Annotated in this window: 15 protein-coding genes; 6 read left to right on the top strand and 9 right to left on the bottom strand. The window is 42.9% G+C overall.

Features of this window, described 5'->3' with window-relative positions:
- Positions 1–36: 36 nt before the first annotated feature.
- The 8 genes from LDO51_RS14740 to pspA form a co-directional block, all read right to left on the bottom strand.
- Positions 37–411 carry an ATP-binding protein gene (locus LDO51_RS14740; protein WP_225575154.1) on the bottom strand — a complete coding sequence of 125 codons (375 nt, stop codon included), beginning with the start codon at positions 409–411 and terminating at the stop codon, positions 37–39.
- 273 nt (positions 412–684) lie between these two features.
- Positions 685–1,116 (bottom strand): hypothetical protein, encoded by a 432-nt coding sequence (locus tag LDO51_RS14735; RefSeq protein WP_225575153.1) that lies wholly within the window; start codon positions 1,114–1,116, stop codon positions 685–687.
- Position 1,117: 1 nt separating this feature from the next.
- Positions 1,118–2,683, bottom strand: a complete 1,566-nt coding sequence (gene tyrR / locus LDO51_RS14730; RefSeq protein ID WP_225577284.1) for a transcriptional regulator TyrR — start codon at positions 2,681–2,683, stop codon at positions 1,118–1,120.
- A gap of 231 nt (positions 2,684–2,914) precedes the next feature.
- Positions 2,915–3,970, bottom strand: coding sequence for a YcjF family protein (locus tag LDO51_RS14725; RefSeq protein WP_225575152.1), 1,056 nt, complete (start codon positions 3,968–3,970; stop codon positions 2,915–2,917).
- Positions 3,967–5,364 (bottom strand): YcjX family protein, encoded by a 1,398-nt coding sequence (locus LDO51_RS14720; RefSeq protein WP_225575151.1) that lies wholly within the window; start codon positions 5,362–5,364, stop codon positions 3,967–3,969. The genes LDO51_RS14725 and LDO51_RS14720 overlap by 4 nt, the downstream gene beginning before the upstream one ends.
- Before the next feature lie 93 nt (positions 5,365–5,457).
- Positions 5,458–5,814, bottom strand: a complete 357-nt coding sequence (pspC, locus tag LDO51_RS14715) for an envelope stress response membrane protein PspC (RefSeq protein WP_154603985.1) — start codon at positions 5,812–5,814, stop codon at positions 5,458–5,460.
- Positions 5,814–6,044, bottom strand: a complete 231-nt coding sequence (gene pspB, locus LDO51_RS14710; protein WP_006660057.1) for an envelope stress response membrane protein PspB — start codon at positions 6,042–6,044, stop codon at positions 5,814–5,816. The genes pspC and pspB overlap by 1 nt, the downstream gene beginning before the upstream one ends.
- Before the next feature lie 74 nt (positions 6,045–6,118).
- Entirely contained in the window at positions 6,119–6,784 is a 666-nt protein-coding gene (pspA, locus tag LDO51_RS14705; protein WP_006660058.1) for a phage shock protein PspA, read from the bottom strand.
- Positions 6,785–7,068: 284 nt separating this feature from the next.
- On the opposite strand from pspA, the gene pspF reads away from it, so the two are divergent.
- The 6 genes from pspF (at position 7,069) to sapF (ending at position 13,765) form a co-directional block, all read left to right on the top strand.
- Positions 7,069–8,070 carry a phage shock protein operon transcriptional activator gene (gene pspF / locus LDO51_RS14700; RefSeq protein WP_225575150.1) on the top strand — a complete coding sequence of 334 codons (1,002 nt, stop codon included), beginning with the start codon at positions 7,069–7,071 and terminating at the stop codon, positions 8,068–8,070.
- 372 nt (positions 8,071–8,442) lie between these two features.
- The gene (sapA, locus tag LDO51_RS14695; RefSeq protein WP_225575149.1) at positions 8,443–10,128 is read left to right on the top strand and encodes an ABC transporter substrate-binding protein SapA; all 1,686 of its coding nucleotides are present in this window, start codon (positions 8,443–8,445) and stop codon (positions 10,126–10,128) included.
- A complete protein-coding gene (gene sapB / locus LDO51_RS14690) occupies positions 10,125–11,090 on the top strand; it encodes a putrescine export ABC transporter permease SapB (RefSeq protein ID WP_225575148.1) in 966 nt (321 codons plus the stop codon). Before sapA ends, sapB begins: the two co-directional genes overlap by 4 nt.
- A complete protein-coding gene (sapC, locus tag LDO51_RS14685; RefSeq protein WP_225575147.1) occupies positions 11,077–11,967 on the top strand; it encodes a putrescine export ABC transporter permease SapC in 891 nt (296 codons plus the stop codon). Before sapB ends, sapC begins: the two co-directional genes overlap by 14 nt.
- Positions 11,967–12,962, top strand: a complete 996-nt coding sequence (sapD, locus tag LDO51_RS14680) for a putrescine export ABC transporter ATP-binding protein SapD (protein ID WP_225575146.1) — start codon at positions 11,967–11,969, stop codon at positions 12,960–12,962. Before sapC ends, sapD begins: the two co-directional genes overlap by 1 nt.
- Positions 12,962–13,765 (top strand): putrescine export ABC transporter ATP-binding protein SapF, encoded by an 804-nt coding sequence (gene sapF / locus LDO51_RS14675; RefSeq protein WP_225575145.1) that lies wholly within the window; start codon positions 12,962–12,964, stop codon positions 13,763–13,765. Before sapD ends, sapF begins: the two co-directional genes overlap by 1 nt.
- Before the next feature lie 50 nt (positions 13,766–13,815).
- On the opposite strand, the gene LDO51_RS14670 is transcribed toward sapF, so the two are convergent.
- Positions 13,816–14,682 (bottom strand): DUF817 domain-containing protein, encoded by an 867-nt coding sequence (locus tag LDO51_RS14670; RefSeq protein ID WP_225575144.1) that lies wholly within the window; start codon positions 14,680–14,682, stop codon positions 13,816–13,818.
- Positions 14,683–14,946 lie beyond the last annotated feature (264 nt).

The raw sequence follows: 14,946 nt of genomic DNA, 5'->3' as shown, positions 1-14,946 counted from the left end.
TCATTTGATAGGGTTTAAGAGGTTATCAATCATGCTTTAATCAACATAGGCCCAAAATAGTGGTTTGTGATTTTTCGCGTTGACCACATTCGTAAAAATTATATTTTCTTTCATCATGCTCACTAACGAGTGCGACAACGTACTTAATATCCGTTGAGCCTGCTCTTGGGTAACAGGGCAACAAGATGTGAGAATATCAATGATCAAGTCCCGTGGTTTAACGCCATTTTTGACTAACACATCCCACGTAAAACGATTTTTTTTCGCTAAATAATTCGCAGCTGCCTTGTTCATTAAATAAAGTTCTGCGGCGGTATTCGCGGATTCAAACATATCGCCTTGATAGTGACATTTAGACATATACTCACGTAGCTTGAAATTGACAATAAAATTAATCGTAAATTGTTCCATTGCAACTCCTTAAAGGTATAAAACCCTCGTTGCTAGTATTAATAATAAATGCACAACTTAAGCATTTTTTTATCGTTAATTTAGAAATTAAAGCTTTGCTCACCATTTTTATAGCAGAAAAAACAACCAATCTGCAATGATCAAGACGTCCTTTTACGATGAAAAAGATGTAAATTTAATTTAATCGAGTTAGCTCACTCAATTCTTTTAACTGATTTTGAATGAGTGAGCTTATTTATGTGGCATGTTTAATTGATAGTGACTGAATGGGCATTAATCAGGAAAATATCTTATTTCGAGCGAAGTATCTTTATTATCTTGAATAAATTGGAGATACGTTTCTCCTCCAGGAAAACTTTGCTCAATCTCTAATTTTTGATCCCCGCTCCATCGATAAATGATCGCTTGGCAGTTATCATCTGAGCAAATCACTTCCTTGTTTTTATTTGGTTCTAACTTAGCCTCTAAAAACTTTTTATCATCACCGAGCAGGTTTCGATATTCTTGATAAGCGCTAAGTAGTGAACTATTCGGGAAATGGCATTGCGTTAATGCGCCATTTTCATACACGTCTTCCATGGATTGCTCTGCATTTTTACAGAGTTTATCAATCAGCTTATTATTTGGCTTTTCTTGTGCAACAGCACCAACACTTATACTCATTAATACGCTAAGTAGGCACAATTTAAACAGCTTTTTCATCATCTTAATCTTGCTCTTTCTTGGTACTGAGCCCGTATTCTCGCAATTTGTTCGCAATAGCGGTATGAGAAATATCTAAACGTTTGGCCAATTTACGCGTACTCGGATAATCACGATATAATCTCGCCAATACCGAGGCTTCATAGCGTTTGGTTATTTCATCCAGTGACCCATTTAATGTATCTAAAGCAATCGCAGGTGCGTTAACTGCATCAGGAAGTTGGATATCATCAACATCCAGAATATCGCCATTAAATTGCGACAATCCCTGGTATAACGCATTGCGTAATTGTCTAACATTACCCGGCCAATAATAAGAGTTGAGTGATTCAATTAATGCGGGTGAGATTTTTGGCTCATCAATGTTCAATTCTTTAGCAAAATTAGACACAAAGACTTTCGTGAGCGGTTTAATATCTTCGCTTCGTTCTCTTAATGGAGGGATCGTGAGCGTTATGACATTCAAGCGGTAATAGAGATCTTCACGGAATTTTTTCTGTTCCACTAACTCAGGTAAATTTTTCTGTGTCGCACAAATCACGCGCACATTGACTTTAACTTCATGCTCTTCGCCAACACGTCTGAAAGTTCCGTCGTTCAGAAAACGTAACAGTTTAATTTGCATTTGAGGGGACATTTCAGCAATTTCATCCAGCAAGACGGTACCGCCATTCGCTTGCTCAAAAAAGCCTTTTTTCCCTTCAACCGCATTTGGATAAGCCCCTGCTGCATAACCAAATAATTCACTTTCAACGACATCATCAGGCATAGAGGCACAATTCAACCCTAAAAATGGCGCATTGCCACGAGCACTGTGTATATGGCACGCTTTTGCCAGAATATCTTTACCCGTTCCAGTTTCCCCAACGAGCAGCAATGGCTCATCCAGCATTGCAACGCGTTTAGCTCGCTCAACGACTTGGGTCATCGCAGCACTGACCGCCACAATCTGGCTAAATCCACGGTTTTCAATATCAACTTCAACCACTTGTTTATGTTGATTTTCGAGAATTGCCACGGATTTAAGTAAGATCACCGCACCTGTACAGTGAGATTTTCCATCTTCATCGGCGAGAATAATTGGCGTGACCTGCATTAAATAGTCGCTGCCTTTGACCGAAATTCGTTCAGTGCAAGGTTCTGGTGACTCACGTTCAAACCAACGGTGTAAACCATGATTAGGGATTAACTGTGAGAAGGATTTTTGTTTGATTTTAGTTTCATCAACCCCAAAAAGTTGCAAACTCATTGGGTTAACCAGCTCAATATTCAGTTTATTATCAATGGATAAAACTGGCTCAGGGAAAGAGTTGAGTAAAGCCCACACCGCTTTATGCTCACGTTCGGATGGCATAAAGTAGATGCGGCGAACATCAATTACCCCGTTTATGCGGCGGATCTCTGCCATTAACGTACTAAAAACCTGAAAGTCTACAGGTGTAAAGTTCAGGTAAATCCGACGTTGAGCTGAAATTTCAATGCCTTTTAAGTCAATGTTTTGTAAGACTAAAAGATCAAGTAATTCACGCGTTAAACCGATACGGTCTTGACAGGTCACTTCGAGGCGCATGATGAAACCTTTTGTAGAAAACATAATTACCGATATTTTAGCGTTAAACAGGCCAGTAATACAGAGCCGTGTCACATATTGTTGACACTCGTCTAGTTTCTAATAAATATCAGCAGCATTTTTTTCTTTAATACGAGGATTGTTGATTAATTCGACAGGGAATTTCCCTTTTAGGTATCACTGACAGGATGATTAACGCTGTCAACTCATCCTGCCAGCAAAATTTACAGCTTATGAATTCTCTTTCTTTGAGGGAATGGCATTTTTCAGTTGGCCAATTAATTGACGGCGAAAATCACCTAATTTCGGTTTGTCTTCTATCCAAGGTAATGGGCGGCACAACTCCATAGCCTTAATGCCTAATCGAGCAGTCAGAAGCCCGGCGCCGATTCCTTGCGCTGCGCGTGTCGACAATCGTGCGGTAATATCCTGAGATAGCCAATCCATCCCGACTTCACGAATAAGCTCAGAAGCGCCTGCAAATGCAATATTAATCAGCACCATACGAAATAATCGGATCCGACTATAGTAGCCCAGTTCGATACCATAAATGGCTGCAATGCGGTTGATTAAACGAATGTTGCGCCACGCGATAAATGCCATGTCGACAATCGCTAGTGGGCTAACCGCTATCATCAAGGCAGATTCTGCCGATGAGCGACTGATCTCTTTGCGTGCTTGCTCATCAAGGATCGGTTGTACTAATTTGCTATACAGTTCAATAACCTCGCGGTCATTATGCGAATCGTGAACCGTTGCTTGCCAGCTTTGAATAGCAGGGTGTTGCACCGGTAATGCAGACTGTTTGGCGAGCTTTTCACAGAATGCTTTACCCTTCCCCATACCGTGGCTATGAAGTAATTCACGCGCAAAATCACGCTCCTCTGCACGTTCTCTGAGCCGATACAAGCGGCGCCATTCGCCGATGACTGATCCTACACCAGCCACTACAATTAAGCCCCCTGCTGCCGCTGTGCCTAACGCCGTCCAGTCTTGAGTTATCCATGATTGATGGATCCAAAGGCCTAATTGAGCGACAACGCTCACTCCAAAAATACCTACGGCAGCACCGACTAGCTTGCGCCAGAAACTGCGTTTAGGTTTTAACGCTTCGTTGATAAGACTTTCAACTTCGCCATCTTGGCTATCTTGTTCTTCTTGTATATCGACCGGCACAAATTTTTCAAACGCTTTTTCATCAAAGGTTTGCGCTTGTTTTAATGATTCCATGGTCGGCTTATCGGCTTTATCGGTAAAGTCCACGCGCTGTTTTAGAGGTTCACTCATTTCAGTTTATCTCCTAACAAAAATTCCAAAGCACTGTCCATGCGAATATGTGGCAGCGGTTGATCTAACGGTGTTGCCCGAGGACGGAAATTTTCAAATTGAAAGCCTTGCTTCTGCCAAAACTGTTCATTAGGCAAGCGTTTAGGGACATCCCCTGGATAGAACGTTAAAGGTTGCCCATCGCTGAGTCGCTCACCTTTTAAAGCCGGTAATTTTTCACCCTTGTAGTCCACAATGCCACTTTCGGTCGCTTGAATAGAAGCCAGCCCCACACAGTCCATACTGATCCCTTCAAATGCAGCATTTTGCCAAGCATCTTGGACTAATTGCTGCAATAACGAGACTAAATTTGCATGTTGGTCTGGTGTGACGTGATCCGATTTACTGGCAGCAAAGAGTAGCTTATCAATGCATGGTGAAAACATGCGTCTAAGCAATGTGCGTTTTCCATAATGAAAGCTGCGCATTAACTGAGTGAGCGCCATTCGCATATCGTTGAAGGCGTCAGCGCCACTATTTAAAGGCTGCAAACAGTCCACCAGCACAATTTGCCGGTCAAAACGCTGGAAATGATCCTTATAAAACCCTTTCACCACATGGTCACAATAGTATTGATAACGACGTTGCAATGCGCCGATATTGGTGTTTTTATCCGCTTGTGCTAACTGTTTTTCACCATATTTTTCGATATCTGGCCATGGGAAGAATTGTAATGCTGGCGCTCCCGCTAACTCTCCGGGTAAAACAAATCGCCCAGGCTGAATAAAATGTTGTCCTTGTTGCTTACATTCATGCAGATATGCAGTATAAGCATTGGAAATTTCAGCTAATAAATTTTCATCGACGGGGGCTAATGGATCACATTTTTGGCAAAGTTGTAGCCATTCATTAGCTAACTCCCCACGCTTACCTTTAAGTAGTACTTTCATTTGGCTAGACCATGTTAAATAGTTCAGATCCAGCATCGGTAAATCCAGTAGCCACTCCCCCGGATAATCGACGATTTCTAAGTACAGGGAGGAGTTATCAACAAAATGTCGAACAAACGAATCATTCGAACGATAATGAATTTTTAAGCGAATTTCGCTCACCCCACGGGTAGGCGTCGGCCATTGCGGCGGATCGCCATAAAGCGATGCAATTCCCTCATCATAAGCAAAACGTGGGATTGACATATCGCGCTGTGGAATGCGTTTTACCCCTAAAATTCGTTTGTCTCTCGCCGCCGAAAATAGCGGAAGACGTGCCCCCGTGGTGGTGTTCAGAAGTTGGTTAACGAGAGAAGTGATGAATGCGGTTTTACCACTGCGACTTAGTCCAGTGACAGCAAGCCTTACATGGCGGTCAACGCTACGGTTCATTAAGTCAGTTAATTCATTTTGTAGCCGTTTCATAGTGCTCCTAGTTCTCGCTCTCCCAATAAAAATTATAAAGGGAATACAGTTATTAAACTCTATTCCCATTTATGTGATGGTGCAAATCAGTTGTTATAGATGACGAAACTTGCTGTTAACGGTATAAGTGTCCGAGGTGACATAGCGCTCCATTTGGCGCAGCTTCATTTCCCCAGCTTGTAGCTGAGCATCAATTTGGTTTAATAGTGTTGTCACTTCTGGTCCAATATCCTGCTCGCTTCGGTAACCGCTTGGCGCAGCTTCCACAAAGAAACACATCACCACATAGACAATCAGGGTCAATCCAAAACTCATAAACAGGGCAAGTACAGCTAATGCTCTGACCAAAGCAACCGGTAACTCTAAATATTCAGCGAGACCGGAACAAACACCACCAAAAACACGTTTATCCGTTAAGCGATATAACTTGCGGTTGCGAAAATTAGTCATTATTTTTGCCTCCAATTTGGGTGCTCGGCATCTAAAATATCTTCCAGCGTTTTGATACGTTGCTGCATACGCGATGACTGCTCTGCCAATTGCATCAAACGTTGTACTTCATTTTCAGTAAGCTGACTTCCCTGCCCATTGTTTTTCTTACCATAATGGAGCCACAACCAAATCGGCAGAACAAAAATGACAAAAATGATTAATACGAGAGACAGTAAAACGTAGCCCATCACATTTCCTTATTTATGGTTATTTAGCCTAGCGCATTGGCGCAATGAAATCACTGCGCCTTGCGTGTTGAATATTATTCGTCTTTATTGATTTTAGCTTTAAGCGCGGCTAACTGTGCACTAATTTCGTCATCTGCTTTTAACTCAGCAAATTGCTGTTCTAAAGAGCGTTGTTTACCAATACCGTAGCTTTGCGCTTCGCCTTCCATATGGTCAATGCGACGTTCGAACTGTTCAAAACGCGCCATTGCTTCATCCAGTTTACCACTGTCTAACTGGCGACGAACATTACGGCTTGACTGTGCCGCTTCTAAACGTACGGTCATTGATTGCTGTTTTGCACGCGTTTCTTGCAATTTATTTTCTAATTCCGTGATTTCGCCTTTTAAGCGAGTCAGCGTTTCATCAACAATAATCAGTTCATGTTTTAGCGTATCGACCATGGCACTGACTTTTTGTTTTTCAATCAATGCAGCGCGAGCTAAATCTTCTTTATCTTTGATTAATGCCAGTTCCGCTTTTTCTTGCCATTCTGCAATTTGTTTTTCGCCCATTTCGACGCGGCGCTCTAAACTTTTTTTCTCCGCTAAGGTACGTGCTGAAGTGGAACGGATTTCCACTAACATGTCTTCCATTTCCTGAATCATCAGGCGGATCATTTTCTGCGGATCTTCAGCTTTATCAAGCAGTGAAGCAATGTTGGCATTAATGATGTCGGCAAAACGTGAAAAAATACCCATAATTTATATCCTCTTGATGGATGTTATCTTTCTGTAGAGCCTCAACCCGATGTTGGCGTCCAACCAATACGTGATGCTCCATGAATATAAAATTGAAATTATTAAACCGATAATTATTTCAATCAAAATCTTTTACAACTCTAAGATAGCAATTGGCGTGCCAACTTTTTTAAAGTCACATAACCAACTAATAAATAACAAAATATTATTTCGATGTCTATCGGTGGTTATTTGTACTATAGTTAATTGCAGGTAAAGTTAACCAAAATTTGGTAAAAATAACCATGAAAGAGACTAATAATACTATTCTTGGTGTATCGAGTAATTTCCTCGATGTCCTAGAACGTGCTTCCGAACTTGCCAAGCTAAATAAACCTGTCCTTGTTATTGGCGAACGAGGAACGGGTAAAGAGTTAATCGCAGATCGCCTTCACTATCTATCTCCCCGCTGGCAAGAGCCTTTTATCTCCTTAAATTGCAGCGGACTCAATGAGAACTTGCTGGATTCTGAATTATTTGGACATGAAGCAGGATCGTTTACAGGGGCGCAGAAACGCCATCAAGGTCGCTTTGAACGTGCAGATAAAGGCACGTTATTCCTTGATGAACTGGCAACCGCACCGATGTCTGTGCAAGAAAAACTTTTACGTGTCATTGAGTATGGCGAATTAGAGCGCGTGGGTGGCAGTCAGTCATTAAAAGTGGATGTTCGTTTGGTCTGTGCCACTAACGCCAATCTTCCAGAATTGGCTCGCCAAGGGCTTTTTCGCGCTGACTTACTGGACAGAATTTCCTTTGAAGTGCTCCGCATGCCGCCATTACGTGAACGGATTCCTGACATCTTATTATTAGCTGAGCACTTTGCTATCGGCATGGTGCGTGAGCTAAAACGCGCTTATTTCACCGGGTTTTCTGACAACGCTCAGCAAACGCTTATGCGCTATTCTTGGCCAGGTAATATTCGTGAACTGAAAAATGTTGTCGAGCGTTCCGTTTATCGACATGGGGAAAGTGACTTACCGGTGGATACGATTATTTTAGATCCCTTTGGTGAGAAGCTAGCAGAGCTTCATGAGATGCCAGCGACCTCATCAGAAAACCCCAAATTGGCCCCTGTTTTTCCCTTTGACTTACGCCAATGGCAATTGGAGTCAGAAAAACAGTATGTGGAAGCGGCGCTACGCCAAGCCAATTTTAATCAACGCAAAGCGGCCCAATGCCTATCGCTGAGCTATGATCAATTTCGAGGATTGATAAGGAAACATCAAATTAGCTTGGAAAGCTGATTTTTACGCAAAAAAAAGCCAGCACCCGAGCTGGCTATATAACTAAAACACTGAAAGCAATAAAACACTGGAAGCAATGTGAGCAATGTCATGCCTTGTCTGCTAAAGCTAAGCACTCAAGAGACTGGAGTTGATGATAATAGTTATTAGTATCATTTGTAAAGCATTTTAATGCGATTATTTCTCATTAAGATTGAATTGAAAATAATAGTAGCTATTACAATTAGATAGAGATTTATTGATTCTCATTTACCGTTTAAAACTTTCACTCCGCCTACAGCATGAACAAAATATCACCACAAATTTTGCTTATACCCAGTTACCCTATTTTTACGCTACAATAAGGCAATTCAGGTCAACGATATTAGCTCTATGCGCCTTTTAACTCTTTGGTTTTTATTTACTGTTTCTCTTTCAGCATTGGCAGAGCAAACAGACATAAGCTACAAAGACACCATTGCCAATGATGTCCCAGCCGATATTCGCCAAAATGGCTTTATTTACTGCGTCAATGGCATTGTCACCACATTTAACCCTCAACTCGCCAGTAGCGGGTTAATTATTGATCCCCTAGGCGCACAACTGTATGACCGCTTACTGGATGTTGACCCCTTTACCTATCGCCTGATCCCTGAGTTGGCTTCCCGTTGGGAGGTTTTAGATCATGGTGCGACCTATCGGTTATATCTGAGAAAAGACGTCAAGTTCCAAACCACACCTTGGTTTACACCAACGCGCAATATGAATGCCGATGATGTGGTATTCAGTTTTTCTCGTATGTTTGAAACCAGCAATCCTTACCATTTCATTAATGGCGGGCGCTACCCCTATTTTGACAGCTTGCAATTTGCGAGCAGCGTCGAAAGTATTAAAAAACTGAATAACTACACGGTGGAGTTTCGATTAAAATCCCCAGATGCATCATTCTTATGGCATTTGGCGACTCACTACGCGCCCGTTTTATCTGCAGAATATGCGGATGAACTTTCTGCTAGCAATCGCCAAGAGATGATTGATTGGCGCCCTGTAGGTACTGGTCCATTCTCTTTTGATGATTACCAAGCTGGGCAGTTTGTCCGTTTATTGCGTAATAAAGATTACTGGAAGGGGGAACCACGCATGGAAGAAGTGGTGGTGGATATGGGAGCAGGTGGTACCGGACGCATTTCTAAGCTGCTCACTGGTGAGTGCGATGTCCTCGCCTACCCCGCCGCAAGTCAGTTAAAAGTGCTACGTGATGACCCTCGCCTGCGTATTTCCATGCGTTCGGGAATGAATATCGCGTATCTTGCGTTTAATACCAGTAAACCGCCTCTCAACCAACTCAAGGTTCGCCAAGCCATTTCTTATGCAATTAATAATGAGCGGCTCATGCAGTCCATTTATTATGGTACCGCAGAGACGGCATCATCGATTCTCCCCCGTGCATCTTGGGCATTTGATAATCAAACAAAAATAACCGATTACAATCCTGAACTTGCTAAACAAATGCTGCAAGAAATGGGGTTAGAAAAATTAAAATTGGAATTATGGGTGCCTGTCGCCTCCCAATCTTATAACCCTAGCCCATTAAAAATGGCGGAATTAATCCAAGCAGACCTCGCCCAAGTAGGTATCGTCATGAGTATCCGTTCAGTTGAAGGTCGTTTCCAAGAAAATCAATTAATGGATCGCTCCCACGATATGACATTAGCGGGCTGGACAACGGACAGTAATGACCCAGATAGTTTCTTCCGCCCACTGCTCAGTTGCGCCGCCATTGGCTCACAAACCAACTTAAGCCATTGGTGTGATTCTAAATTTGATGACGTTTTGCATAAAGCCTTACTGACGCAAGAGCTGGCTGACCGCATTGATTACTATCATCAAGCGCAACAAATTCTCGCGGAAGAACTGCCCATATTGCCACTAGCTTACTCCCTGCGTTTACAAGCTTATCGTTTTGATATGAAAGGATTAGTGATCAGCGCATTCGGCAACACCTCATTTGCTGGCGTTTATCGCGAAATGCAGGAGCCGAAAAAAGCACCACCTCGGCAGCAGGAGCCGCAACCATGATCATCTACTCACTAAGACGATTTCTGCTATTACTGGTGACGGTCTTCTTTTTGTCGCTGGTCAGTTTCAGCTTAAGCTACTTCACGCCAAATGCGCCTCTTAGCGGTGCATCACTCATTGATGCGTATATCTTCTATTTTGATGGCTTATTGCATTTCGATTTCGGCGTCTCTAGCATTAACGGAGAGCCTATCACCGACCAACTTAAAGACACATTCCCTGCCACCATGGAACTGTGCATTCTCGCCTTTTTGTTCGCATTGTTTGTCGGGATCCCACTAGGAATGATTGCCTCATTCTGGCGAAGCAAACCCATTGATATTGCTATCAGTACGTTTGCCCTACTGGGCTTTTCGGTGCCTGTCTTCGTTTTAGCGTTAGTACTAACCTTATTTTTCTCTCTTCACTTAGGATGGCTGCCCGTTTCTGGGCGAATCGATCTACTTTATAACTTGAAGCCAGTGACAGGCTTTGCTCTTGTGGATGCTTGGCTTTCGGATTCTCCATACCGTAAAGATATGATTATCAATGTGTTAGAACATATGATCCTGCCAGTACTCACCCTCGCATTAGCACCAACCACAGAAGTCATTCGCTTAGTCCGTATCAGTACGGATGAAGTGGCTAGCAGTAACTACGTCAAAGCCGCTGCCACTCGTGGGCTTTCTCGCTTTAAAATTATTCGCCGCCATATTTTTCATAACGCCATACCGCCGATTATCCCGAAATTAGGGCTACAATTCTCCACGATGCTAACATTAACCATGGTGACAGAATTAGTGTTTAACTGGCCGGGATTAGGTCGCTGGTTGGTCACTGCAATCCGCCAAGGAGACTACTCGGCGATTTCTGCAGGCGTGATGTTAATTGGCGCATTGGTGATCACCGTGAACGTGTTATCTGATATTTTAGGCGCGATGATGGACCCGTTAAAACATAAGGATTGGTATGTCCTCAGATAATTTTTATCGTGAACAGAAAATGCCATCCCCTACACGGGTGGTGTGGAATATTTTCTCCTCCGACGTACTGGCAATGATCGGCTTTTTTGGGGTGATTTTTTTAATCGTCCTCTGTTTTGTAGGCCCTTATTTAGCACCTTATGCCATCGACCAACAATTTTTGGGTTACCAAATTACGCCGCCATCATGGTCACACTATGGTGAGGTGGCATTCTTCTTTGGTACGGATGATTTAGGACGTGATATTTTAAGCCGTCTCTTGATTGGTACTAAATCCACATTCGGCTCAGCCTTGTTGGTCACTGCGATTGCGACGATAATCGGTTTAGTATTAGGCTGCCTTGCGGGCATGACCCGTGGACTCAAATCCGCTGTCTTTAACCACGTTTTGGATACCTTGCTATCGATTCCTTCTTTACTACTGGCGATCATCGTAGTGGCATTTATGGGTGCCAGCTTAACCAATGCGATGCTCGCAATTTGCCTTGCACTGATCCCTCGTATGGTACGTACCATCTACGTTGCCGTACATGATGAGTTAGATAAAGAGTATATTGTGGCCGCGCGTTTGGATGGCGCCTCAAACATCTTTATTTTGTGGTACACCGTACTACCCAACATTACGCCTATTTTGGTCACTGAATTGACCCGCGCCCTCTCCATTGCGATTTTGGATATTGCCGCATTAGGCTTTTTAGATTTAGGGGCGCAACTCCCATCATCAGAATGGGGGGCTATGCTAGGCGATACGTTAGAATTGATTTATGTGGCACCGTGGACAGTCATTTTGCCCGGTGTTGCGATTATGTCGAGTGTCTTGTTTGTGAACTTACTGGGTGATGGACTACACCGAGCGATTAATTCGGGGGTGGAATAATGCCATTACTTGATATTCGTAATTTAACCATTGAATTTATGACAGCTAACGGTCCCGTCAAAGCCGTTGACCGCGTCTCCATGACCTTATCTGAAGGTGAGGTTCGTGGCTTAGTGGGTGAGTCGGGTTCTGGTAAAAGCTTAATTGCTAAAGCCATTTGTGGGATCACCAAGGATAATATCCGCGTGACTGCGGACCGCTTTCGCTTCCAAGATATTGACCTATTAAAACTCAGCCCACGTAAGCGTCGCCGCCTGATTGGTCATAATATTTCGATGATTTTCCAAGAGCCGCAATCGTGTCTTGACCCGGCAGCTGATATAGAGAAACAGCTGATCCAATCAATCCCTGGCTGGACATACAAAGGGCGTTGGTGGCAACGCTTCAACTGGCGTAAACGTCGCGCAATTGAATTATTGCACCGTGTGGGTATCAAAGATCACAAAGACATCATGCGCAGTTATCCGTACGAACTGACCGATGGTGAATGCCAAAAAGTGATGATCGCCATTGCGATTGCTAACCAACCTCGCTTGTTGATTGCAGATGAACCCACCAACGCGATGGAATCCACCACGCAGGCACAAATTTTCCGCTTATTGGATAAATTAAACCAAAACAATAATATGGGAATTTTGTTGATCAGCCATGACATGGAAATGATGTCAAAATTAGTTGATCGAATTAATGTCCTGTATTGCGGCCAGACAGTAGAGAGTGCCACACCGAATGATATTTTACAGCGCCCTCGCCATCCTTATACGCAAGCATTAATTCGCTCTATTCCTGATTTTGAAAGTCCGATCCCGCATAAAGGTCGTTTAAATACGCTCCCTGGGGCTATCCCTTCATTGGAACATTTACCGGTTGGCTGTCGTTTGGGGCCTCGTTGCCCTTACGCGCAACGAACCTGTATCGATGCACCACCACTACGTAGTATTAAGGGACATCTAGTTGCCTGCCATTATCCACTGAATACCGAGGAACAACCCTAATGGAAACGTTACTTGAGGTACGTAACCTGACAAAAACGTTCCGTTTTCGTGAAGGGTTATTTCGTCGCCATGAATTACAAGCCGTCAAACCCTTAAGTTTTAACCTACAAGCTGGGCAGACTTTAGCCATAATTGGTGCTAACGGCTCAGGGAAATCCACTCTTGCTCGAATGTTATCCGGAGTAACCGAACCTTCTGGCGGAGAGATTTTGATCCGTGGTCAACGGTTAAGTTTTGGTGATTATAGCTACCGAAGCCAACGTATTCGCATGATATTTCAGGATCCAAGTACCTCCTTAAACCCACGCCAGCGTATTGGTCAAACCCTAGAATTACCCTTAAAACTGAATACTAGCCTTACCGGTATTGAACGGGAAAGACGTATTATCCAGACATTACGCCAAGTAGGATTACTGGCCGATCACGCAGAATATTACCCACACATGCTAGCATCGGGTCAAAAACAGCGGATCGCCCTCGCCCGTGCGTTAATTCTGCAACCAGAAATTATCGTGGCTGACGAAGCACTTGCCTCTCTGGATATGTCAATGCGTTCACAGATCATCAACTTGATGCTCGATTTACAAGCTAAGCAAGATATCGCTTATATTTACGTTACCCAGCATTTAGGCATGATGAAGCATATTAGTGACAAAATGCTCGTGATGGATAAAGGCGAGGTGGTTGAGCGAGGAAATACAGCGGAAGTTTTAGCGGCTCCACTTCATGACGTAACGCGTCGTCTGATTGAAAGCCACTTTGGAGAGCCACTATCCATTGATGCGTGGCGCCAAGATTTGTAATGACCAAAAGACGGGGGAAATAGCCTCCGTCTTTAACAAAAAATTCGTTGTTAGCGCGCTATGGATACACAACGTTTTATGTGTTTGAGATGCACCACAATTGTGAAAGTCACGATCACCAGTAATGACCATGCCCCCCACTTCCCTGCATGTACCATCGACCATGCTCCGATTTGATTTGGATATTGCCAAACACCAAAGAACGTTCCGAAGTTTTCCGCCAGCCAAATGAAGAATCCTATCAGCATAAATGCAAGCAATAGCGGCATTTTACGTTCTTTATCTAACGGGGTATAAAACACCACACTACGGGCATACAAACCAAATATAAATGCCGTTAAGTACCAACGATAATCATCAATATAGTGATGGCTAAAAAAGTTAATATAAATGGCTAAAGCCACTAATGTCGCCATCCAATAAGGTGGATAATGTTCAATTCTGACATTAAAAAAACGCCAAGATTGAATAATATAGCTGCCAACTGCTGCATACATAAACCCAGTGAACAGTGGCACTCCCCAAAGTTTGGTATACGCCTCATCAGGATATTGCCATGAACCAATTGTCGCAGAGGTTTTAAATAATTCCATCATAAAACCCACTAAATGGAATACACAAATAGCTTTTAGCTCATCCCACGTTTCTAACTTTGACCATACCAAAACCACTTGAAAAGAGACTGCGAAAACCAACAAAACATCATAACGAGGAATACCTAAAATACCTTTCGCAGGCACTAGGAATAAAGCCAAAAAGAAGAAACCAGCAAACAGACAAGAACGAGCATTAATTAAGCCAAAAAACCAAAATTCAAGAATAAAGCGTTTTAACCCTTTACTACTATTCGGTTTATGAGCCATTAAGATGGCATCTAGCTTGGTTAAGTAATTCAGATTGTGAAAAATGGATGCCATTTTGACAGCTCATAAAATGTGGCTAAGGATTGAGAGAGTAACTCAATGTGAGACAAAACTATAACAGAACCCTCTCAGGTACCTCTCCTGTAACATTCTTAATTTTAATGGATTATCAATTAAATAGATAATTTTCCTAAAAAATACTCGTCTATCGTAAGCTTGCCATATATTAGCGTGATTTTAGATATTGAGAGCCATCCCGCATCCTTTGGCAATTCTCTTTTTAAATCTGGTGTATACTTGGAAGAACAATAACGATGA

Source organism: Providencia alcalifaciens (assembly GCF_020271745.1).
Classification (GTDB): domain Bacteria; phylum Pseudomonadota; class Gammaproteobacteria; order Enterobacterales; family Enterobacteriaceae; genus Providencia; species Providencia alcalifaciens_B.
The sequence above is the reverse complement of the archived record's forward strand: the minus strand, read 5'-3'. Positions and strand labels throughout refer to the sequence as shown.